General features: G+C 51.8%; 18 protein-coding genes. 10 read left to right on the top strand and 8 right to left on the bottom strand.

Annotation, left to right across the window (positions count from 1 at the left end):
- The first annotated feature begins 49 nt into the window (after positions 1–49).
- On the top strand, positions 50–1006 hold the full coding sequence (locus tag FD28_RS01860; protein ID WP_083478083.1) for a collagen-binding domain-containing protein: 957 nt from the start codon (positions 50–52) through the stop codon (positions 1004–1006).
- A 90-nt stretch (positions 1007–1096) separates the two neighbouring features.
- On the opposite strand, the gene FD28_RS01855 is transcribed toward FD28_RS01860, so the two are convergent.
- Positions 1097–1840, bottom strand: coding sequence for a sulfite exporter TauE/SafE family protein (locus tag FD28_RS01855; RefSeq protein ID WP_057732026.1), 744 nt, complete (start codon positions 1838–1840; stop codon positions 1097–1099).
- A 139-nt stretch (positions 1841–1979) separates the two neighbouring features.
- On the opposite strand from FD28_RS01855, the gene FD28_RS01850 reads away from it, so the two are divergent.
- Positions 1980–2699 carry an SDR family oxidoreductase gene (locus FD28_RS01850; RefSeq protein ID WP_057732024.1) on the top strand — a complete coding sequence of 240 codons (720 nt, stop codon included), beginning with the start codon at positions 1980–1982 and terminating at the stop codon, positions 2697–2699.
- 70 nt (positions 2700–2769) lie between these two features.
- Here FD28_RS01850 and FD28_RS01845 read toward each other — a convergent pair whose 3' ends face one another.
- Positions 2770–3471, bottom strand: a complete 702-nt coding sequence (locus FD28_RS01845; protein WP_057732022.1) for an SDR family NAD(P)-dependent oxidoreductase — start codon at positions 3469–3471, stop codon at positions 2770–2772.
- A 166-nt stretch (positions 3472–3637) separates the two neighbouring features.
- On the opposite strand from FD28_RS01845, the gene FD28_RS01840 reads away from it, so the two are divergent.
- Together FD28_RS01840 and FD28_RS01835 are read left to right on the top strand one after the other, a co-directional pair.
- The gene (locus FD28_RS01840; protein WP_057732021.1) at positions 3638–4501 is read left to right on the top strand and encodes an NAD(P)H-binding protein; all 864 of its coding nucleotides are present in this window, start codon (positions 3638–3640) and stop codon (positions 4499–4501) included.
- A 16-nt stretch (positions 4502–4517) separates the two neighbouring features.
- Positions 4518–4961, top strand: a complete 444-nt coding sequence (locus FD28_RS01835; protein WP_057732019.1) for an Rrf2 family transcriptional regulator — start codon at positions 4518–4520, stop codon at positions 4959–4961.
- Between the two features lie 570 nt (positions 4962–5531).
- Here FD28_RS01835 and FD28_RS01830 read toward each other — a convergent pair.
- From FD28_RS01830 to FD28_RS01820, 3 genes are all read right to left on the bottom strand, one after another.
- Entirely contained in the window at positions 5532–7847 is a 2316-nt protein-coding gene (locus FD28_RS01830; protein WP_057732017.1) for a CDP-glycerol glycerophosphotransferase family protein, read from the bottom strand.
- A 9-nt stretch (positions 7848–7856) separates the two neighbouring features.
- Positions 7857–8789 carry a hypothetical protein gene (locus tag FD28_RS01825; RefSeq protein WP_057732015.1) on the bottom strand — a complete coding sequence of 311 codons (933 nt, stop codon included), beginning with the start codon at positions 8787–8789 and terminating at the stop codon, positions 7857–7859.
- A 401-nt stretch (positions 8790–9190) separates the two neighbouring features.
- A complete protein-coding gene (locus FD28_RS01820; protein ID WP_057732012.1) occupies positions 9191–9553 on the bottom strand; it encodes a winged helix-turn-helix transcriptional regulator in 363 nt (120 codons plus the stop codon).
- A 123-nt stretch (positions 9554–9676) separates the two neighbouring features.
- On the opposite strand from FD28_RS01820, the gene FD28_RS01815 reads away from it, so the two are divergent.
- The 3 genes from FD28_RS01815 (at position 9677) to FD28_RS01805 (ending at position 15614) form a co-directional block, all read left to right on the top strand.
- On the top strand, positions 9677–10882 hold the full coding sequence (locus FD28_RS01815; RefSeq protein WP_057732010.1) for an MFS transporter: 1206 nt from the start codon (positions 9677–9679) through the stop codon (positions 10880–10882).
- A 167-nt stretch (positions 10883–11049) separates the two neighbouring features.
- Positions 11050–13185, top strand: coding sequence for a lectin-like domain-containing protein (locus FD28_RS01810; protein WP_057732008.1), 2136 nt, complete (start codon positions 11050–11052; stop codon positions 13183–13185).
- Between the two features lie 272 nt (positions 13186–13457).
- Positions 13458–15614 carry an L-type lectin family protein gene (locus FD28_RS01805; protein WP_057732006.1) on the top strand — a complete coding sequence of 719 codons (2157 nt, stop codon included), beginning with the start codon at positions 13458–13460 and terminating at the stop codon, positions 15612–15614.
- Between the two features lie 78 nt (positions 15615–15692).
- On the opposite strand, the gene FD28_RS01800 is transcribed toward FD28_RS01805, so the two are convergent.
- The 3 genes from FD28_RS01800 to FD28_RS01790 form a co-directional block, all read right to left on the bottom strand.
- Positions 15693–16352, bottom strand: coding sequence for a TetR/AcrR family transcriptional regulator (locus tag FD28_RS01800; protein WP_057732004.1), 660 nt, complete (start codon positions 16350–16352; stop codon positions 15693–15695).
- Positions 16353–16740: 388 nt separating this feature from the next.
- Positions 16741–17007, bottom strand: coding sequence for a hypothetical protein (locus FD28_RS01795; protein ID WP_057732002.1), 267 nt, complete (start codon positions 17005–17007; stop codon positions 16741–16743).
- Between the two features lie 555 nt (positions 17008–17562).
- On the bottom strand, positions 17563–18513 hold the full coding sequence (locus FD28_RS01790; RefSeq protein WP_057732000.1) for an aldo/keto reductase: 951 nt from the start codon (positions 18511–18513) through the stop codon (positions 17563–17565).
- 700 nt (positions 18514–19213) lie between these two features.
- On the opposite strand from FD28_RS01790, the gene FD28_RS01785 reads away from it, so the two are divergent.
- From FD28_RS01785 to FD28_RS01775, 3 genes are read left to right on the top strand one after another with little or no spacing between them, the layout of a single operon-like run.
- Positions 19214–19972, top strand: coding sequence for an ABC transporter ATP-binding protein (locus tag FD28_RS01785; RefSeq protein WP_057731997.1), 759 nt, complete (start codon positions 19214–19216; stop codon positions 19970–19972).
- 11 nt (positions 19973–19983) lie between these two features.
- Positions 19984–21804, top strand: a complete 1821-nt coding sequence (locus FD28_RS01780; RefSeq protein WP_057731996.1) for an FtsX-like permease family protein — start codon at positions 19984–19986, stop codon at positions 21802–21804.
- Between the two features lie 38 nt (positions 21805–21842).
- Positions 21843–22214, top strand: a complete 372-nt coding sequence (locus FD28_RS01775) for a GntR family transcriptional regulator (RefSeq protein WP_057731994.1) — start codon at positions 21843–21845, stop codon at positions 22212–22214.
- The last annotated feature ends 88 nt before the right edge of the window (positions 22215–22302 follow it).

Here is a 22302-nt window from a genome sequence, read left to right as displayed (position 1 = left end):
GATATCGGAATATCCTGGGGCTGTTTTGTGTGGCTAACTTGTTCTTGCAATTTTCGATCAAAATAACCGTGTGATTGACGTTAGCAACATGACGCCTAACGCCAACAATCAGATTGTGATTAACCTGACGCCAGAGGTACTCCAGAGCAATACGCCACTGTACATCAAGGGATTGTCTCCCGATGCTGATGGGACGACCGTCATCTTTAACGTGGATACGGGCGGCCAAGACGACTACACGATTAATTCCCAGATTAAGCTCACTTACAGCGATGGGATCGATCGGGATAACCAGGAAACGGAACACTTTGGTGACAATCATCTGCTGTGGAACTTCTACGACAGCACGGCAAGTAATAAGCAATATGGTGGAACGATTAACGTCAATGCCCCATTCCAAGGCAGCATGTTAGCACCATCCGCAACCATTGTGGCGAACCAAAATATCGATGGGAACATCATCGCTGACAAGGTGATTGTCAACGCCGAAACCCACCGGTGGGATCTACAAGGCAATAGCGACAAGGAAGATCCTGAAGAACCAGAGGAACCGGAAGTGCCAGAAGAACCTGAACCGGAAGTCCCTGGTCCAGAAACACCCGAACCAGAAGTGCCTGGTACTGAAGAACCAGGGGAAGAGGTTCCTGGTGAAGACGGCGATGAGGACCTGACCTACGAACACGTTCGGCCAGATTACGATGAAGAAGTAGAAGATTTCTGGGACGACTTGATTGCTGATGAGGCAGAGAGTCCAGCAGCCGCTCATGCGAGTGAAGAAGCATTATTAGCGAGAGTCGATGCCGCAATTGCCCGGGCAAAGGCCGAAGGAAATACGACCTTGGTTGCCCAATTAGAAGCTATTCGGAATCGGATCTTAGCCGATTTGGGTGAATTACCACAAACGGGTGAAGCTCAGAATAATTGGGCACCGGCAGTGGGAACGGCCCTGTTGACCGGCCTATTGGGAACTTTAGGCGCGCTGATCATCAAGCGTCGTCGCGAGTAAGCTTAACGGTTAAACGAAATTGAAAATGGTGACCAACTGGTATTGCGGTTGGTCACCATTTTTTAGGGTATAGATTGTTTTCAAATGAGTCTAGATCACCATCTTCAATGCCATGATGATGACGAGGACGCCAATAAAGGGTTTGACGTATTGGTTCATCTTCTGGGGATCAACGTGCATCAGAAGGCGTGGGGCACAGAAGGCGCCAATCACGGCACCAATCATCAGGCTAACGCCAATTCCCCAGTTGATGTTGTTTGCCGACATGTGAAAGAGCAGACCGACCAAGGATGTGCCGACGAGAACGTAGGCGGAGGTCGCCGCAGCGGGGATCATGTCGAGCCCGAGTACCAGTAATCCCGCAATGATGGGGCCGCCACCGGAGAGACCGGCGACACCAACCATCAGACCACTGAGAATCCCATAGCCTACGGCCTGACTATTGGGGTGGCCGACGGGCTTACGCGCCTGTCGACTGAAACGGTTGATGAGGATTTGAATCCCTAACAGACACAGAATGATGGCCACCAGCCACGTGTAGGTTTTGGTGGGGATGTAGGGAGAGATGAGCGCACCGACGATGGTCGCGGGGATGGCGGCAATCAGCATTTGATTGCCAACTTTGAATTGAATCTGACCGGTGCGGTAATGACCGTAAGCGCCCACTAAGAGTGAGGGGAAGGCCGTGAACAGGGAGGTTGCTGCGGCCGAAGCGGGGGCCAGATGAAAGACGGTTGTTAGAAGGCCTAGGTAAATGGCCGCGCCACCGCCACCGGTCGAAATGACCAGGAGGCCAACTAAAAATCCCGTAATTAGTAAAATTATCCATGTCATTGACTGACACATCTCCTTAGCCGCTAAATAGTCTGGTCTCAGTCTACAAGTCGATTGGCATGGCGTCAATTTTTTTCTAACGTTGATGGAAACTTGCGTTATGATGAGACTAAACGTCTTTTAAGGTGGCGAGCATCACATGAATTTGACACAACAACGACTCTTGATTATTGGTGGCACCTCGGGCTTCGGCAAGACGGTTGCGGCACAGGCGCTTGCGGCTGGTGCGGTGGTACAGGTCATTGGGCACAGCTCAGCGCACGTGAATGCGACCGTTAAAGCATTGGCAGGACAGGGGACGATTAGGGGGACGGCTCTTGACGCACAGGATGTTCAGCAACTGACGACCTTTTTCGCGCAAAATGAAAAATTTGATCATATTCTGTCATTCCTCGGCGGTGCCATGGGGGGCGGCTTTTTGGATAATACGGTTGCGGCGATTCGGCAAGCTGTGGAGGACAAATTCTTTGCGAATCTCCAACTCGCTCAAGTGGCGGCAAAGCATCTGAACCAACACGGCTCACTGATCATGACTTCCGGTGCTGGTGGGCACCCACAGGATGCTTCCGGGGCCATTATTGGCAATCAAGCGATTAATACGATGGTGGCGGGATTAGCCGTGGAAATGGCGCCAGATTTCCGGGTCAATGCTGTCGCCCCAACTTGGACGCCAACGGGATTGTGGCGTGATTTAACGGCGGAGCAGGTCCAACGCCAGGCGGCCGACTTTGCTCAGGGGGTTCCCCTAAAGCGGATCGCAACCAAGGATGAGGTGGCTTCGGCGTATCTCTACTTAATGGGCAATGAATTTGTAACGGGTCAGGTGCTCCACGTGGATGGGGGCGTTGACCTAACTTAAATGGCGGCTAGAAAAAACGCCTTGAACCAGCAGTAGCAGTGTTGGTTCAAGGCGTTCTTGACGTTTATATTTAAAATTTAACCGGTACAACCACACCATTCACGTAACTGGCGGCATCCGAACATAAGAACAAGGCCGTCTGAGCAATCTTGTTACCGTCGGGCGTCGTGGGCATGACCAGGCCAGCGGGAGCATCCGCATCCTTGCTGCCGGGGGCGATGGCATTGGTGCGAATCCCCGCGTTTTGATACATAAAGGCGGTATTCTTAGTGAGCCCAACCACGGCATGCTTGGAAGCAGCGTAGGCCGCACTGGCGCGATCACTCGTGTCGCCCTCAACGGCGGCGATGTTCAAGATGACGCCGGAATCCTGTGCGGTGAAACGCTTGAGGGCTTCACGCGTGGCCAACATCACACTGGTTGTGTTGACTGTCATGACGCGGTCCCACAGCTCGTTGGTCAGGGTGTCAGTGGGCGCCAATTTATCCAGCATCCCGGCATTGTTAACCAGGATGTCGAGATGGCCAAATTGATCGACCGCGCGCTGAACCATTGCCGTGACATCGGCGTCTTTGGTGACGTCGGTGACGGCAGCGATGGCGGTTCCGCCGGCATCCGTGATACCCGAAACAACGGTGTTTAAAGTCGCCGCATTGCTATCGACCGCCACAACTTTGGCGCCTTCTTTAGCAAATAATTCAGCGATGGCTTGGCCCTTTCCAGATCCGGCACCCGTGACGATTGCAACTTTATTAGCTAATTGTTGAACCACGTTACTCACTCCTCATTGAAACTATTTTTGGGGTAATCTACCTCACCCTCATTATAGTCGTTTCTGTCATAGAAACTGCAAAATTTCGCAAAACTCGGACGTTAATCTTTGACGAATTCTGGCAATCATGTTACTTTTTAAGTAACAACAAGGAGGGCGTTTAAACATGAAATATGTCGTTACGGGAGCTACTGGCCATTTAGGCACACAAATTGTTCAGGAACTGGCAAAGTTGGTGGCAGCACGAGAGATCACGCTGGGCGTGCACACCCCAGCTAAAGCCGCAGCATTTGCGCAACAGGGGATGACGGTCTTGCCGTTGGATTACCGCGATTCCGCGACCGTTACGACGGTTTTAGACACGGCCGACGTGGCAATCTACGTCCCCAGTAAGAGTCACGATAGTTTTAGCCGGGTGACGGAGTTTGAAAACGTGATTGCGGCGGCAGAACGGGCCCGCGTGGGTCACCTGATTGTGATGGGCTTCATTGCCGATCAAGCCGATAATCCATTTGATTTGTCCGCGTTCTACGGCTACGTGCCACGCCGATTGGCGGCATCGGATCTGAGTTACACGATTTTACGAAATGCCCTGTACGCCGATCCATTGGTGCCTTACTTACCGGAGTTGATCGACCGGCACAACGTCATCTATCCCATGGGGGATGCTTCGCTGAGTTTCATCACTCTGGCCGATAGTGCGGCGGCATTTGCCAAAGTGGCGGTCACGCCTGCTCTGTGGCGGCGGTCGACCTATACGCTGACCCAGCAACGGTCCTACACCATGCCAGCATTGGCTAAGGTGTTGAGCACGGTTTCGGGCGCGACGATTGGCTATGCACCGGTCACGTTAAGCGAATTTGCGGCGCTTTACGATCAAGGAAACGAGGGCCACATGCTGGCGTCCATGTACGACGCCGGTGGTCGGGGAATGTTGGCCACAGTAACGGATGACTACCAGACGATTATGGGCCATCCAGCGCAGAGTCTGCCGGACTTTCTAGCGGCGACCTACGCGCCAGAAGCTTAAGTTAGGAGGTCAGCGGATGCGCTATTCGCACAAACTCAGTGATGCCGTTCATATCCTGGCTTATATTGAGATTTATCACGAGGGCGATCTCTCCAGTACGGCGATTGCGCAGAGTATCGAATCCAATCCGGGCCTTGTGCGCCGGTTAATGGCGGCCTTGCGCTCGGCCGGTTTGTTAGCGACGCAGCAGGGGACGGCCACGCCTACCCTGACGCGCGCACCAGCGGCCATTTCGTTGCTGGATATCTATCGCGCGGTGGAACCCGATGCAACGCTACTGCACGTTGACGACAAGACGAATCCCCAGTGTATTGTCGGGGGCAACATCCAGGACACGTTGCGGGTGGCTTACGATCAGGTGCAGCGGGCGGCGGAAGACCAGTTGGCAGCGATCACGTTGGCCAGCCTGATCGCCGACATTTGGCACCGTCAGCATGAAAAGGAACGTGGCGACGCTTAATTTATCAACTGACTAGGGATGCCGCCTTACCGTTCGCCAAGCCTAGTAGATAATGCATCCACCTGCGGCTGCCAGAGATTCCGGCTGCTGTGGGGACCGCCTGCGGCCTGAGAAGCGGTCCTCCGGCTCGGTTTGAAGCCCGGTAGAGTTCACCGGTCTCCAAACACGTCCCACGCTGTAAGCCGCTGCCCGGCTAACACCGTCGTCACGGCTGCCTCCATCTCTGGCCTCCTCCGGTTACGTTAGTTTTTCACCATTACGCTAAACCAGTCAGCGTTGAAATGTCATTGTTGATCACCTTTAATTGATCACAGACCGTCTAGCCGTGAGTGAGCCAAATTTGGGCTCAGCCGTGGGATTTTCCAAGTGATCTGCTTGGAAAATGGCGACTTTGAAACGTGGGCTGTCGGTTCAAAGCGAGGGCAAAGACCGCTTCTCAGGCTTTGGCCGTCCTGCCCACAGCGTTCCAGCCCAAATTTGGCGAACGGTAAGGCGGCAGGTTTAGTCAATGTGATAGAGATAGTAAAAAACGCCTTACCCGTGCTAGCAGCACGAGTAGGGCGTTTTGGGTTACTGTAAATCGGTTTTATCGAAAAAGGCGTCAACCACGCGTTGTGTGGCGTGACCGTCTTCCCAAGCGTTGAACCGTTGGCTAAAGGTGGCGTAGGCCGCCGCATAGTCCTTGGTGACCTGGGGCAGGTTGTGTAACGCTGCCAGGACATCATCGTTAGTTTTCAACAGGGGACCCGGTAAGTCCTTTTCCATGTCGAGGTAGAAACCACGTAAGACGCTGCCGTACTTCTCGTAATCGTAAACGAAGTAGAGAATCGGGCGTTTCAGGATGGCGTAATCGAAGAACACACTGGAGTAGTCGGTGATCAACACGTCTGAGATCAAGTAGAGCTCGGCAATGTCGTCGTAACTGGATTCATTATAGACAAAGTCACCAAAGCCCGTCGTGTCCAAGTGTTCCGTGATAAAGTAGTGGGTCCGTAAGACCAACACGTAGTCGTCACCCAACTCGCGTTTCAGCCGGTTAATGTCCAGCTTCAAGGTGAACTTGTAGTCACCGACACCGTAGTAATCATCGTCACGCCAAGTAGGGGCGTAGAGGATGATTTTTTTGTCTTGGGGAATCCCCAGCTTTTCCTTGATCTGTCGTGCACGGGCATCGCGGTCCGGTGCACTGAGAATGTCGTTGCGGGGGTAACCGGACTTCAGCATCTTTTCTACCGGATACATGAAGGCGTGCTCGAAGACATCCACTGAAAATTGATTGGCGGTGACCAGATAGTCCCACTGCCGCGACTGTTGGAAGAAGATCTGCTTGTACAGGGGGTTGGCACTGGCCACGTTGTCCATGTCGAACACCAGGTGCTTCAGTGGGGTCCCGTGCCAAGTGGCGAGGAACTTAGTGCCAGGTCGTTTTACGAACCATTTCGGCTGCCGCATGTTGATGACCTGGAACTTAGCGGTGGCCAAATAGTACATATACCGCCAGCCGAAGCGCTTAACCACAATCGTATTCGGTTGCCCTTTAGGCATGCCGGTAACGCCCGGATTGGAGATCCAGACGTGTTTAAACTTGCCAGGATAAGTCGTCTGAAGATAGTTGTAGACGGCCTTGGGACTGTCCGAGAAGTTCCGTCCTAGGAAGGATTCGTAGAGAATCGTCTTGGACTTGATGGGCATCTTAGTGAACCACCACATGTAAGAGAGGCGGGTGATCCCACGCCCGCGATGCTTGATGACCCGTCCCAGTTGGCGAAGATGCACGATGCGATTGATGGCGTGTCGTGGGTAAACGGGTTGCCGGCGAATCCGGTTAAGGATATGCCGGCTGAGCATCGAGACCTCACCCAAGGCTTCCTCATCCACGAGTTGTAAAAAGTTGTGAAGTTGGGTAATCAGGCCGGGCACATCCGTTACGGTGGCCGATTCGGCCGTGGCGCCGGTGGCTAAAGCCATGTAGAGAAAACGGTGCAGGCGATAGAGGCTGTATCGGCTAAAGGCCAAATGGAGCTCGGGATCGGTAATCGCCTCTAGACTCGTGTGCCAAGCAGCGACACGTTGTTGCCAACGATCGGGCACGTCTAATTGATGAACAGAGGGCTGGTTAACGGGGTCATTGTGCTTGACCCGAATGTAGGTCGGATTAGCCAATCGCAGGTAAGCGCTAGTGTGTGCCATGACCTGGGTAAGGAAGGTGTAATCCGGATAGAGGGCGTTGTCCGCGTCAAAGGTCAGGTGCTGATCCTGAACGAGTTGCCGGTTAATCACCTTACCCGTGATCTTGAGTTGGCGGTTGAACTGTTCCCAGCGGTTATCCCCCGAGTTAAGGGTGTACTTGTGCTGAAGCCAGTTAAGCGTCGCCGGTGCAACCGTGATGTCCGTAGTTAAGCTCCCGAGGGTTGCCTCGTTGAGGTTAACGGCGTGGTTCTTGGGTTGCCGGCGTTTGGCACCGCCCCATTTTGGCAGACGATCCTTGATCGGTAGCTGTTGTTGGCTCGCGACAAAGGACGTGTGGGGTTCGTAGGTGGGAAATTGATAGAGATCGGCTAACGTGTCGGCCGCTAACGGCGCAATGGCGGCCATTTCCGCTAAGGCGTTGGGGGTGAGGTAGTCATCGCTATCGACGAAGACCAACCAGTCACCGGTGGCGGCTTGTAGCGCCGCGTTGCGTGCCGCCCCCACGGTGGTTCCCTTAAAGGTCACTTGGTGAACGGCAAACGGCAGGTGCCAGTCGGTTGCGTCTAGATCGAGAGGGACATTTAGGGCGATGACCCACTCGAAATCTTGCGTGGCCTGTAGAGATAAATTGTGCCGTAATTCTAGTAATTGGGATAACTCTGACGGCTGGCAGGGTGTGATTATGCTAAATTTCATGGGAGCCTCCTAGTAGAACAACTGATGCGCCACACGGGGTGACAGTAGTTGCAATAACCCGAGGCGAGACCAGTGATGGGTAGGCCTAGTAGTCAATTGCTTGATACGCGCAAGTAGTGCGGTGTGCGCTGGTTTTGAGAGCTGTTTATGTCCGGCAGCGGTGAGGATGGCATTGAGTTGTCGCTGGAAGTAGTCAGCGTAAACGGGTTGCCACATCACGTCTAGCTGTGCGGGATCGATGGCTTCTAGTTCGTCAAGCCAGGCGATTGGGGTGGCTTCGGCCCACATGGCCCGTTGCAGGGTTGGCACGTGCAAACGGACAATATCGGTGGCCTGCCGCAGGATGGCAAAGGCCTGTGCCGCAGAGACTAGCGGCAATGTGGACGTTAACAATTCGGTCGGCAGTAGAATGCCGGTTGGCCGGATGCGTTGCGTCATGAGCCGGACGTTTTGCAGATTGGTCTGGACGCTGTAGCTTTGCAGGCTCCACAGGGTCAGTAGCCGTTCGTCCGGGTCATCGATGGTCTCGGTGACCAGCTGACGATAGGTCTGCTGTAGGGCGGATTCCTGGTGATCGGCGACGTAGGCCATGATCTGGTCGTCCAGAGATTGCTGCAAGTCAAAGGCCGCCAGACTAATAGGACTGCCGGGATGGTTGGTGATGACTTGGGCCCACTGTTGCAGGGCGCCGGGTAAGATATGATCGTTTTCACGTAAGTTAATGACGTAGTTAAGGGGTGCCGGGGTGACCGGTGATTGGTTGACCGTGAGGCCCCATTCAGTGGCCTGTTGCTGCTGGGCGGTCGTTAAGGCCTGACCCGCAGGTAATTGCAAGTTAATAGATGCGGCCGCAAAGTGTTGGCTGGTTAACTCCCCGACGAGTGTGCTTAGGCACGCCCAGTCCAACTTGGTTTGCGGCACGACATTAATAAATACGTGCATGTTTTTTCCCTTCTCCGATGAAGTATGTAGCTGATAAGTGATGCATGACAGAGCCATAACGCACCTATTATACAGGGTTTGTAAGCAGGGTGCACCAACTATTTTTAAATGGTTGAAAATCTTAATGATTCGGGGATTGTAAGAGAGGGGGACCAAAGACGGTTAATGCGCGTTGACTGCCGTTGGTCCCACGTTTCGTCTAACAACAGTGAGCCTAAAACTTGGCAACCCAGCGGTCCCTTCGCCTTACCGGTCGGCAGATATGGGACTGGGACGCGGTAGGTATTTCATCTTTCAACCTTTAGATTCTGGTTTTTGGGTATAGTAAAGCGGCCAGCACCTCTATGCTGGCCGCTTGATTTCACGTGAAGATAATCTGAAGTTGTGGCAAAGCTGTCCGGCTAGACGTCATCCCGGCTCAACAAGGTAATCGTTTCACCCTCGGCCTGCCGCCGGTCGATGTTATCCTCGCCCCACACGCAGAGTTCGTGAAGAATTCCGGACAGCGATTGCCCATAATCCGTGAGCGCATAGTCTACGCGCGGGGGAACCTGCTGATAGACGTGGCGGGAGACAATGTTAGCGGCTTCCAGTTCCCGTAGTTGTTGGGTTAACATCTTTTGCGAAATTTGAGGGATGGCGCGGGCCAATTCCCCGGTGCGCATGGTGTGATGCCGCAGGTGGCAGAGAATAATCGACTTCCATTTGCCACCGATGATTTCCATGGTCGCTTCGACGCCAATGTGATAAGTTTTTGTGGGCATAAAACGGCCTCCTGACTGATGGTTACTTTTTGGTGGGTAGGGCACTTTAAAGTGGGTTCTTGTTCTAAAGTTCTTAGCCAGTATAATCAATATTTATCGAGTTCGCAATTCAAGGAGGTCATTATGACAAAAAAACTTTCACCAACATTGACATTACTGGCACTGGCCGTGAGCGCCTTCGCCATTGGATCAACTGAATTCATCAGTGTGGGGTTGATTCCCTTATTGATTCAAAGTTTCCACGTTAGCCTGGCCCAGGCTGGGTTAACCGTTTCGGTTTATGCCTTGGGCATTATGGTCGGCGCCCCCGTTATGACGCTGCTGACCGGGCAGATTAACCGGCACACCTTAATGACAATTATCATGTTGCTCTTCATTACGGGTAATCTGGTGGCTGCCTTTGCCCCGACCTTTACCGTGTTACTCGCTGGTCGGGTCGTTGCTGCGCTGGCCCACGGGATCTTTATGACCGTAGCTTCCGTCATTGCGGCGGACGTGGTGGCCCCTTCCAAACGGGCCTCGGCCATTGCCGTGATGTTTACGGGACTGACGGTGGCCACGGTGACCGGGGTGCCTCTGGGAACCATGATTGGTCAGCTAGGCGGCTGGCGGTGGTCCTTTATCTTCATTAGTCTGATTGGCCTGATTGGGTTAGTCGCCGATTATCTGTTAGTTCCGCGCAACCTGCCATTGCCAAGTAAGGCCACGGCACGCGGGATCTTGCGGGTGCTGGGTAATCCCCAATTGTTGATTGCCCTATTGGTCACGGCCCTGGGCTACGGGGGAACCTTCGTGGCTTACACCTACCTGTCTCCCTTACTGGAACAACAGATGGGGTGGTCCAGTAGCGCCGTCGTGATTATCTTAGTGATCTACGGATTGATGGTTGCTATTGGCAACACGCTGGGTGGTCGTTGGGCCAATGCCAAGCCACTCGCCGCGTTACTGAAGATGTTTATGGGTCTGTTCGTGACCTTGCTAGTTTTGACTGTGACGGCCAACAGTCAGTGGCTGGGTCTCTTCACGGTCTTAGCCATGGGCTTCTTTGCCTTCATGAACGTGCCAGGTCTGCAGTTGTACATTGTCCAGTTAGCCGAGAAATACACGCCGGCTGACATTACCATGGCTTCAGCACTGAATATCTCGGCCTTTAATGTAGGGATTGCGCTGGGTTCGGGCATTGGTGGACAAGTCACCAGTCACTTTGGTTTGGGATGGACCCCACTCTTTGGTGCCGGCATGGTTGCCATCAGTATTGTCCTAACGCTGGGCTTGATCCGATTGGCGCGGCCGTCTAAGGTGCTGATCAATAAATTTAATCATAATTAGGCTAAAAGACACGGCAGGGTGGTTATTTCACCTGCCGTGTTATTTGACGTTAAATGGAATCGCTAACATTACGTCTATAATACCTAATTATTTATATGCGGACCTTTTTATACCATTGACTCTGAAAATATGTATAATTTAATTTTATAAATGACGTGGAGGATAATATGGTGAGAAAGATTGGGTTGCTATTTTTAATGATGGGGCTTGTGCTGACATTGTGGGAGACGCGAACCGCACGGGCAGCGACGGGGGATGCGGACTTGATGCACGCCATTGCAACGGCGCCACAAGGGTTGCCGTTGGACCAAGTGTTTACGACCAACATTCCGGGTTCGGCCACTAGGCTACTGGATTCACCAACCGTCCCGAAATCCATCGCGCAGATTACGCCGGACAGCCCCAATCAGGTGGGGGCCATCTGGTCGCACGTGGGAACGGGAAGACACCGAAATCAGTTTGACCTCACCCGCGAGATGGAAATGGGTTTTTGGTTTTATTTTGGTGACCGGGGCGCGAATGCGGGTGAGGGCATGGCCTTTGTCGTCCACAACTCGCCACAGAGAGACCAGGCCCTCGGTAACGCGGGCCAAGCGTTGGGCGTGTGGGGAACTGTCCCCAACGTAACCGTCCCCAGCGACAAAAAAGGATTGGAGAAGAAGATTGCTCAGACGGCCATTCAAAACAGCTGGGCATTAGAGCTAGATACACATGTGAATGCGGATATCACGAACTTAAATGGTTATTTTGACTTTGCCCAGGCGACGGAGCAGAAACCGCACATCGCCTACGCGTCGCCGGCGGATCCCAGTTACTATCTGTGGCGGTTTGAGCAGCCAAATATAGGTTATGGCATGCGTCATTACCACGCCAATCCAATTGTTCATGGCGCGGACGGCACGTGGCATCACTTCTCGATATTTTGGCACCCCAAGTCGCGGTATCTCGAATACTACTATGACGACGTTGATCCGGTGACGAATCAGCGACGGGATTGGTTTAACTCGGACACTTTCCAGGTCAAACCCGAAGATATTACAGTGGGAATGGCGGACCCCACCCAGGCCTTCTGGGGAATTACGGGGGCCACGGGACCCACTAATAGCGCGAATAATTTGGTGATGATTGATCATTCTTCATCTTTGGGGAAGGTTGCGTCGACGGTTCACTTAGATAACGGGACAACCCATCGGGAGATTGCGTCAGGGGATACGGTCGCTGCGAGGGATCAACTCACCTATCGCTATGAGTTTGATTATCAACCGGCCAGGGATGATCAGGTGTTGGCGCCGCTGACCATGACGATGCCAGTGCCAGCAGGTTTGGATGTCGACGGGGGTCGAATCGTTTATGACGATCAGACCTCAGAGGTTATTGACCGACCACAGAAAGGGCCGCTCAAGGTGACGTGGTCCAAGGGATTAACGAAGCAGCGACATCGTGCGACCGTGACCGTTACCGGACGAGCTTTACCAGCTAAACAAACCGTAACGCGACCGGCCGCAACGGCCAGCTTCTATGGCGACAACTATCAGACCAGTCTGACGGCCCCAGCTTATCAGGTGACCGGTGGTTTATACTTGCGCCTGACTAATCTGGGAAGCGAGGTGTATGTCCTTAAACGCCACGAGACGGCCACGGTTAACGTACGGTTACGCAACGGGGACCTCCCCTTATCTCCAGCGGAATTAGAAACGTATCCTTTGGAGATTAACCTAAATGGGCAGGTACGACCGTTGGCTGACTTTGCGGGGCAGATGACGACTGCGGGGGAATACCAGTTGAAGGTTCCGGCCGAACTACTAAATGAGGGAGATAATGTCCTGAAACTGCAAGCGAAGGGACACCAGCAGCTGTCAAATACACTCACGGTTTCACTAGTTCGCTCGCCGGGAACCCTGGGCTTTGAAGTGGTTCCCCAAAGGGTGGCGTTTGCATCGCACGTCTTAACGGGGCAGCGACTACTGCTCGGTCGCCATCAGGATTGGCGGTTGGCCGTTCGTGACGAGCGCGGTGCCAAGCAACATTGGAAATTGCAGGTGGCCCTAACGGCGGCCTTTAAGACGACTACCGATCGGGAATTGCGTGGTCAGCCGCTCTTTGCTCAGACAAAGGACCAGCACCAATCCGTAGATGCTGCGGGGACGACGGTGATTGATAAGGTTAGTCAGACGGACAATGAACTGACGTGGCTTGACCAGAAGTGGACGGCGGAGACGGGGATTTTACTGGACGTTGCCGGGGACGCTGTGGCCGGGGACTATCAGGGAACCCTGCAGTGGACGTTGGAAAATGCCGAGTAAAGTGTAAAACTATCTCATTCTTTGCCGAATTGATTTCAACCGTTAATGAATGTCGCTCATGCTGAAAAAGTCATTTTTAAACGGCTAGGCTTCGAAAAATCAAGCGACGATGTTGACAACGAAAGCCCGTTGTTTCAACATCTGAATTGACTACAACTGTATTTCACACAATCTTAATCAAAAAATCACCAACTACAATGTATCGATCGTGAACTTTCAGGTATAATCTCCAAGCGCGTGTTATTTGAGAACATACGGGAGGAAGGATGAAAATGTACCGATTACTGATGATGTTAATATGCCTGGGAATTGGTTGGCTGGGTGAGCAACAGGCCCAAGCCTCTGGTGTCGCGTGGGACGCTGACATGCGGGCAGCCGTTGCGTCGGCGCCTAATGGTATGACAATGGCCGCTTTATTTGAAGTTGCGGGTGTTGATTTCTCAGCAACGCAACTGGTTGATGGGGCCGTGACCAAACAGTCCATTGCCCAGATTACCAATGATAATATTCAACCCCGGAGTGAGCAGGTCGGTGCATTTTGGTCGCAAAAGCTAGGAAAAACTAGCGCCAAGGTTGACTTGACGCACGATACACGTTGGTCATTTTGGCTGTATTTTGGCCATAAAACCACTAACCTGAGTTCGGGGATGGCGTTTGTTCTGCAGAATGATGATGGGGGAACGCATGCTATTGCCAATGGTGGCAAAGGGCAATCTTTGGGCGTATGGGCGGGTGATCGAAATGGCTTTTTATCGGCTAATTTTCTGGCCCAAAGTGCCATTCAGAACAGTTGGGCCTTGGAATTTGATACGACCGTCAATAATGCGCCAAGAGTGGGTGCGGGGAGTTTTTACGATCATGAGGGGATCGCCAGTCGCGGACCACACATTGCGAGTGCTTATCCGGGACAAGCGGCAACCTATAAGCAATATGGCAGTCGGAATAAATATTACTACGCGCTGAATCACCAGCAGGCCAAGGCGATGAGCCATCCCGCAGATGGAAAATGGCGTCATGTGACCATTGACTGGCACGCGCAAAAAAGTCAGTTGACCTATGCCTTTAACGATCGGCATTTGGAAACGCGGCAACCAGTGCCCCCTGAAGTTCAGGACACGGTTACCGTGGATTTGAAAAAACTGTCACCGGATGGCCAGACGGCCGCTGAGTCGGCTACTTGGGGAATTACGGGATCTACGGGGAAAAGTAATAGTGCTAACCAATTAATCGTATTGGATGAGACCCCGCGGCAATTACACTTCAAGACGTCAGCTCAGACCATGGTTATGAAAGGAGCAGCGGTACAACGCACGCTGACGGCTGGGGATGCCGTTACAGCAGGAACCCAATTGCGAGATGTGATGCGTGCCACGGATCTGCGCGCCACGACAGGGGGCACCCTGACTCAGGGAACGGCATACCTACCGATGGGGTCCGTGATTAAACGACTGAACGGCCAGTTTTTTGCGGATGGTCAGACGCCTCTATATTCGCTTCACGGGAATGATTTGCTGGCGGAACGGGTGGACTTTGCCAGTGAGCAGCCAGTTTTCACGCAGAAGGCCCCGTCCTTGCAATTCATGTTAAATGGCGAGGCACAAGCGATGGCACGTGACACGTATGTTTCGCCACGTAAAGTCATTTTTGCTGGGCCCGATCATTATGTCGAAATGGCTTCGGTAGGCTATACAGTACAACGTAAGCTGAATTTAAAATTGGAAAATCTGGGAGCGTCTGAGGTTAGTCTAGAGAAGGATGAAGATCTGACCGTGACCGCCCGATTGTCCAATCAGGGACAGCCCCTTGATGCCGATGCAATGAAGGACAATCGCTTGAAAATTAGGGTGAACGACCGGACCTTTTCCTTAGAACAACTTAAGGGAAACTGGCAAGGAATGACCGGTCGCTTCCAATTTGTGATTCCCAACGCACAGTTAAAGGCTGGCACCAATCAGATTTCAATTGCAGCGCGTAACCGACAGGATGAAGCCCAACCCTTAAAGATTGTCGCAACCCAACACTCAGGAGAATTGGCGTTTGAAAGTATGCCGTGTTATTGTGCCTTTCAGGGTCGCCTGACGGGAAAGCAACAGCTGATTTCGCGGGACAAGGACTGGCAGTTGTGCGTTCGTGATAGCCGTGGTCGTGGGAATTCTTGGCAGTTGCAGTTGTGCGTAAGTCAACCCTTCACCACGTCTAAGGGCCGTGAACTGCGGGGCAATGTGGTTTACCGGAAACAGTCGTCTACGCAAACGGTCGGAACGGCCCCAATCGTCATTGAACAACGTTCGACGAAGACGGATGATGAACGCACGGATGTGGCCAGCAGTTGGGCCGCGGATACCGGGCTACTGGTTTTGGCTGATGCCGATGCCACGGCAGGAGACTATCAGGGAGAATTGAGGTGGCAACTGACGGATGCCCCTTAATGTTGCGCGTTAACGTACGGTTGAGGAAAGTGAAAAAAGGACCTGGGATGAAAGTCCCAGGTCCTTTTTGCGGGTTAATCAGTTGTTTTCGGGCTGCAGGACTTTTTCGAGTTCGGCAACCAGATACTTGGCCTCATAGTCGTCGTCCCAGTCGCGATTGGGGAAGAGGACGTAGCGATCGAGAATGTAGCCGGCGACGATGGAGGCAATGTAACGAAAAATCATGTTAAAGGGCCAATCGATAATGAGCTGGTGTTTTTGAAGCTGGTGGACCGTTCCTTCGAATGAGCCGATGAACTGTTCCCGAGCAACCTCAATGAACTCTTGCCGTAAGTCCTCGTTGTAGAGGAGTTCGCTGAAGAAGACTTTGATGGCATCCTGATTGGCCTCCGCAAAGTCCATGCGATTTTTGACGAAGATGACGAGAAAGTCGTGAAGATTCGTGAAGGGCTTACTCAGCGTATCTTTCTTCAATTCCGCAGCCACGTCGGGAATAATCTGTTGAATGACGGGCTCTAACGCAGCTCTGAGAATATTGGCTTTGGATTTGAAATGCTTGAACATGGTGCCCTCGGATTGGTGAGCGGCCACCGCGATTTGATGCGTACTGGTATTCGCGTATCCTTGCTTAGCAAAGAGTTGGATACTGGCAATCAGCACGTCCTTTTGTTTCTGTGTGAGTTCCTTGGTCGCCTGAATTGTGGCGGGAAACTGGTCCAAAATCTTATTGATAGACATGGGATGACCACCTTTATTTTTGAATTTTTTGAGCGTGATTAAAGTCGTAATACGGTGACAATAGCGAGGTTGGTTAACCAGGTGGAAGACGCTTAAAAGGGGTTAGTCGCCATTCGCAGCTACTGTGGGGAGTGAGAAGCGTTCTGGCTCACTTTTGGGAAATAATAAGGGGACAAGTTCCAGCGCGATGGTTGAACCGCGTGATTTTCACCCCATTAATCGTGGCACTAATTAGTCCTAATTTTACCAGCTTGGTGTGAAATTACCACTGGGGAGGTGCCGCGACTTATCGTGAGGAGCTAACACCAGGGAGACAAATGAAGTCATTAAAAACCGGGAATGCTCGCAGTCATCCCCGGCTTTTAAGTAAAGTGCTCATGTTATTAACTTAATGTGCCTGTGCAGCCGTCTTCTTGTATGCAAAGTAGAACTGCGTAATAGCTAAGATCACGTTAATCCAGTTGACCGCCGTGAACCAGCCGGTCAGACCGGCAACGCCAGTGACACCGTAGAATACCCAGAAGCCGGCAATAATAGCAACCACGTTGATCCAGCCGAACCACTTCATTAATTCCCGGTTTGTCGTTGCCGTGCAAGTCCAAATCCCGTTGATAACTAACCAAATAGCAAGAATCCAAAATGTTGTGGTAAACATGATAAAATCCCCTTTCTAGTTATCGAGCGAGTAATCACTCGCCCTTGATTACAACTACAGTTTAACACCATCTTGGAAAAGTACAACCCCTTCGACAAACTTTTTTGCGGGTTTTTAAATTGTGGAATACGAATGGGGAATAAACGCAGGCGTATCAAGGGATGACGGCGTCTTATTTTTGGAGAAAATACTGACTTTTTTTGCGTTGAAGCCGTGAAATTTAGGCCGATAGCGATCCATCAGCCTCCCGAAATAACAGCGCTTACTTAAACGGCCAGGTTGATCGGCGGTTGGGGTTGAAAGTTAACGCGCACGGCTGAATTTATGCGGCGATGAGGGATGGGGGAAGACGCTTTTCGTGATTAATAGGGTGCTGCAATTTTAAATGGGCCAACTCAGCGATTAGAAGTGGCATGAATCGAAAAGAGTGGGCCATCGGGCAGTCTGTATCCCGTGTTACGGCAGCATCATGGCAAAAAAACTGGCCCCTTCAGAACTTGAAATTCTGAAAAAGCCAGTTGTTGAGTGAGATCTCACTCTTTATGAAGGTTTAGTTTAAGGTAAATCGTTCCCAGCAGCCAGGTAAATGTCGTACCATTCCTGCTTGGTTAAGTTAACGTCGGCACCGGCCGCACTATCCTTGATGTGGGTTGGGTTCATGGTTCCGAGTAAGACTTGAATATTAGCCGGGTGCCGTAGAATCCAGGCAACGGCGATCCCGTTCTTGGAGACGCCGTACTTGTCACCCAGCTTCTGCAAGACGTTGTTTAATTCAGGGTACTTAGGATCGTTAATAAACATTCCCGCGAACAGGCCGTATTGGAAAGGTGACCAAGCCTGAATCGTGATGTGGTTGCGCCGCGCAAATTCAATCATGCCAAAGTCATTGTGGGAAGGTACATCGCCCATGTTGACGTGCAGGCCTTCCGTGATCATCCCGGCGTGAGCCGCACTGAACTGTAGCTGGTTGAACATGAGTTTTTGATCGACGGCCTCTTGCACCATCAGGTATTGTTGCACGTTGAAGTTAGAAACCCCAAAGTGCCGAACCTTACCCTCACGTTGTAGGGTGTTGAAGGCATCGGCGATTTCCTCTGGTTCCATCAATGGATCTGGCCGGTGGAGAAGGAAGGCATCCAAGTAGTCGATGCCCATCCGAGAGAGAATCCCATCGACTGAGTCAATCAGGTGTTGCTTGCCATAATCGTAGCGTTGACCAAAGACCAGGTCGTCATGACTACGCTTAGGGTCAACAATAATGCCCCCCTTAGATTGAATGTAGAAATCATCACGGGAAAGACCAGAAGCCTTAAGTGCATCGCCAAAGACTTCTTCAGATTTACCGTTCACGTAGATGTCAGCGGAATCAATGTAGGTAATCCCCGCTTCGTGGGCTGCTTGGAGTGCCTTGACGGCGTCAGCTTGGTCCAGAACACCCATCCGCATGATACCCAAAGCGACAGCGGATGCTTGCCAGTTGCTGCCACCTAATTGCAGTTGTTTCATCAGAAAAACCCCTTCGTTTTCAGATTTAAAGCTCACATAACTAATTGTACAACGAAAGCAGCGGATTTTCCCGTAAGTGCATTCGTGAAATCAGATAGGGGGGATGGAAGATTCCGGTTCAAAGCGTGGGAGTAGGTCGTTTTACCACCACGTTCCATTGCAGAGTTGAAATCAGTTGCTGAAATACAGGCAACAGGGTGTATAACTGCCGCCTTACTGTTCGCCAAATTTGGACTGGAACGCGGTGGGCAGGACGGGAGAAGCCTGAGGAGCGGTCTTCTCCCTCGCTTTGAACCGAAAAAACCATCGTTTCAAAGTCGCCATTTCCAAGTAGCCCACTTGGAAAATCCCACGGCTGAGCCCCAATTTGGCTCACTCACGGCTCCACGGCATGTTGTCCATAACCTAGGATGAACGTTGCCAGCTCAGCGATATCCACACTAATGTCAGGGTTAAGAACTCATTTAACCGGAATCTCTGACAGCCGCAGGTGATCAGTTTAGTTCTACTAGCCTTTCAATCTTCAGTAAATGATAAGACGGAACCCCCTCATAAATTAGCTGCTTATCGCTGAAGCGTCAAGACTTACAGCCAGGATCTGGACACTAAAGATTAAAAAGTAGTTGACAATTTCAGACGAACCGTTATAGTTAATTACACAAGTAACTAACCAATACACTTAAGAGCGGGGGACTTTAAAATGACAACAAACACTGTGGTCGATGTTCACGACCTGGAAAAAACTTACGGGAAAGCTAACGAGCGCCAGTATCAAGCCTTGAAGGGGCTTAACTTTACGGTGGAAGCGGGCGAATTCGTCGGTATCATGGGGGCTTCTGGTTCGGGGAAAACGACCCTACTAAACATGTTATCCACATTGGATACGCCAACCAAGGGGGACGTGGTGGTTAACGGCCATGACGTGACCAAGATGCGGGGCAATCAGCTCGCGGATTTTCGGGCCCAAGAGGTCGGCTTTATCTTTCAAGACTTCAATCTGTTAGAGAGTCTCACGGCGGAGGAAAACATTGGCTTGCCCCTGGCGCTAAAGGGAACCTCTTCACGGGTGATGGATCAGGCCATCCATGAAGTGGCTGATACCTTGTCCATTGCGGATCTATTGCCTAAATATCCAGCGGAACTTTCCGGGGGGCAAAAGCAACGGATCGCGGCGGCACGGGCGATTGTTCATCACCCCGCTATTTTGATGGGGGATGAACCCACCGGGGCTTTGGACTCCACGAGTGCCCGGGAGCTGTTAGATTTGATGACGACGATTAACCGGGAACAACACATGTCGGTCCTGTTAGTGACCCATGATCCCTTCTCTGCCAGCTTCTGTCAGCGGATTCTCTTCATTAAGGATGGTCAGATTGGTTCTGAGATTAAACGTGGGGAGCAGGATCGGAGCGCTTTTTACCAACAGATCCTAAATGAATTGGGTACGTTCAACGAGTAGGGGGAGTCAAAATGTTAGGAAAATTAGCACTAGCCGGGATTAAGAACCGGCGGCGAGATTATCTCGTCTTACTGGTGGGGCTGACCATGTCGGCCGCCATCTTCTATATGTTTGCCAATCTGGCGACTAACCAGGCCTTCATCAAGGCCAACGCGGTGGTGAGTCAGGCGGCTATTATCTTTGGGTTCGGGGCGGTTTTACTGATCCTGATTACCATTGTCTACATTATGTATGCCAACAGTTTTCTCCTAAGTATGCGTCAGCACGATTACGGGCTGTTCATGATGCTCGGCGCTACGCGGAAACGGGTGGGAGAACTGGTCTTCTTGGAAACGCTGATCTTAGGAACGTTGGCCACGGCGGTCGGCATTGTTTTGGGCCTGTTGATGAGCCAATTCCTGGTGGGCTTGCTCCTGGATATGCTGGGCCTGCACCTCGCCCATCTGTCGGCCTTTTACCTGCCGGCAGTTATTGCGACGGCGGTGTTGTACGTGGGTCTCTTCATCTTGGCCTCATTATTTAACCTGGTTCGGTTAACCCGGACGACCGTCTTGAAACTACTGCATACGGACGAACAGGCTAACCAACCCAAGATCCATCCTTTTCGGCAGATGGTATCCGCCGTTCTGGGGGTCCTCTTCCTGGCAATCGGGTACTGGGCGTTAGCCGCCATTAAGACACTCCAGGTTTCCGCAATTCCAGTGGCCCTGGTGACGATTACCATCGGGACTTATCTGCTATTCCGGGCAACGATCCTGGTGATTATTCAAGGCTTACGGCGGACCAAATGGGCTAAAAAACACCTCAATGGCTTTTTACTAGGTCAATTGAACTTCCGGGTTTACAATTACACTCGGATGCTGACGATTGTGTCGCTGCTATTTGCCATGGCCTTGGGGGCAATCACCGTCGGGTCCGGCTATCACCGCCAGTTACCGATGATGGCGAACAGTCTGGGTACCTATACCGTGGCCATTCACGATAAGAATGCCCAAGAACAGAAACTGATCGATCAATTAAACGTTAAGCACCAAGCCACTTACACACAAAAGCGGCAGGGGAAGGTCGTTTACTACAACACGGCCGAGTTAAAACGGCAACCCTTTGAGTTAAACAGGGGGACGACGGAGGCCAAGTACAGAACCCATCCCGCCTATTACTCGGAGTCACTGGCGAAATTCAAGAAGAGTGGCAGTCAAAGCCTCGACTTCTTGAGCTTGGCGATTCGTAGCGAACAAGGCTTTTACGCCCCACAATTCCTGAATGCTAAGCAATTTGCCAAGCAACGGGGGAAGACCGTCACGGTAACAACGGTGCGGGTTAAGAGCATGAATCAGGATAAGGCCGTTCTGAAGCATTTGAATAAGCTAGAGCTGCAACGCTTTGCCCAGCCGTCAGCGATGACCGTTGGGAATTACCAATCGTTTGAGTTGATGAGTGCCTTCTTCGGTGGCTTAGAATTCATGGGGTACTTCCTGGGTATTGCGTTCCTGGCCATGTTGGCTTCCTGCCTGATGTTTAAGATCCTCTCTGGGGCGCCTGGTGATAAGCAACGTTACCAAATGCTCTACAAGATTGGGGTTCGGCAAAACTTGATGCGTCACGGGATTGCTAAAGAAATTGGGATTTTATTCCTAATTCCTGGTATCATGGGAGTAATCGATGTTCTGTTCGGTCTCCAGATGTTTAAGCCACTGATGCAAAGCCCAATGAGTCCTTATTTAGGAATTGGCAGCATCTTTGCCATCTTCATTGGACTGTACGCGATTTACTACGTGATTACGTTGCTGCTGTATTGGCGCATTGTCTTACCTAAGGCGCCGGCCGATTAGCAGACGACACGAGTTCACAAAGAATGTGGGAAAGTAAAATGAAATTTAATTTCGATAGTCCGGAACCTATCTACTTGCAGGTCGCCGAACAAGTTGAAGAGGCGATCTTCACCGGCATCTATCGGGCGGGGGAACAAGTGCCGTCCACGACAGAGATGTCCAAAGAATTTCATATTAATCCAGCAACGGTGCTCAAAGGCATCAATCGGCTCGTTGCGGCGGGCGTGATTGAGAAACGCCGAGGTGTCGGAATGTTTGTCACGGCCACGGCCGAAACGACCATTCGCGAGAAACGCCGCGCAGAGTTTTATGATCGCTACGTGAGCCGTTTTACCAGCGAGGCGCGCAAGCTCAATTTGTCCGAGGACGACTTGATTGCGCTGATTAAACGGGGGTACGAGGCGAAGTAACACGTTGCCGGGTGAAGGATCAGACTGAATTGGGCTCTTTGTCAACTGTTGTTGGTAATCTATTGTAGGTTGTCTAATCGCATCGCGA

This window comes from Levilactobacillus hammesii DSM 16381, assembly GCF_001434395.1.
Taxonomy (GTDB): Bacteria; Bacillota; Bacilli; order Lactobacillales; family Lactobacillaceae; genus Levilactobacillus; species Levilactobacillus hammesii.
The sequence above is the reverse complement of the archived record's forward strand: the minus strand, read 5'-3'. Positions and strand labels throughout refer to the sequence as shown.

Excerpts from the sequence above, each read along its gene's own strand:
- FD28_RS01825 (WP_057732015.1), bottom strand. The coding sequence starts at position 8,789 with ATGCACGTATTTATTAATGTCGTGCCGCAAACCAAGTTGGACTGGGCG.
- FD28_RS01835 (WP_057732019.1), top strand. The coding sequence starts at position 4,518 with ATGCGCTATTCGCACAAACTCAGTGATGCCGTTCATATCCTGGCTTAT.
- FD28_RS01800 (WP_057732004.1), bottom strand. The coding sequence starts at position 16,352 with ATGTCTATCAATAAGATTTTGGACCAGTTTCCCGCCACAATTCAGGCG.
- FD28_RS01815 (WP_057732010.1), top strand. The coding sequence starts at position 9,677 with ATGACAAAAAAACTTTCACCAACATTGACATTACTGGCACTGGCCGTG.
- FD28_RS01830 (WP_057732017.1), bottom strand. The coding sequence starts at position 7,847 with ATGAAATTTAGCATAATCACACCCTGCCAGCCGTCAGAGTTATCCCAA.
- FD28_RS01785 (WP_057731997.1), top strand. The coding sequence starts at position 19,214 with ATGACAACAAACACTGTGGTCGATGTTCACGACCTGGAAAAAACTTAC.
- FD28_RS01780 (WP_057731996.1), top strand. The coding sequence starts at position 19,984 with ATGTTAGGAAAATTAGCACTAGCCGGGATTAAGAACCGGCGGCGAGAT.
- FD28_RS01810 (WP_057732008.1), top strand. The coding sequence starts at position 11,050 with ATGGTGAGAAAGATTGGGTTGCTATTTTTAATGATGGGGCTTGTGCTG.
- FD28_RS01790 (WP_057732000.1), bottom strand. The coding sequence starts at position 18,513 with ATGAAACAACTGCAATTAGGTGGCAGCAACTGGCAAGCATCCGCTGTC.
- FD28_RS01820 (WP_057732012.1), bottom strand. The coding sequence starts at position 9,553 with ATGCCCACAAAAACTTATCACATTGGCGTCGAAGCGACCATGGAAATC.
- FD28_RS01795 (WP_057732002.1), bottom strand. The coding sequence starts at position 17,007 with ATGTTTACCACAACATTTTGGATTCTTGCTATTTGGTTAGTTATCAAC.
- FD28_RS01840 (WP_057732021.1), top strand. The coding sequence starts at position 3,638 with ATGAAATATGTCGTTACGGGAGCTACTGGCCATTTAGGCACACAAATT.
- FD28_RS01850 (WP_057732024.1), top strand. The coding sequence starts at position 1,980 with ATGAATTTGACACAACAACGACTCTTGATTATTGGTGGCACCTCGGGC.
- FD28_RS01775 (WP_057731994.1), top strand. The coding sequence starts at position 21,843 with ATGAAATTTAATTTCGATAGTCCGGAACCTATCTACTTGCAGGTCGCC.
- FD28_RS01805 (WP_057732006.1), top strand. The coding sequence starts at position 13,458 with ATGTACCGATTACTGATGATGTTAATATGCCTGGGAATTGGTTGGCTG.
- FD28_RS01855 (WP_057732026.1), bottom strand. The coding sequence starts at position 1,840 with ATGACATGGATAATTTTACTAATTACGGGATTTTTAGTTGGCCTCCTG.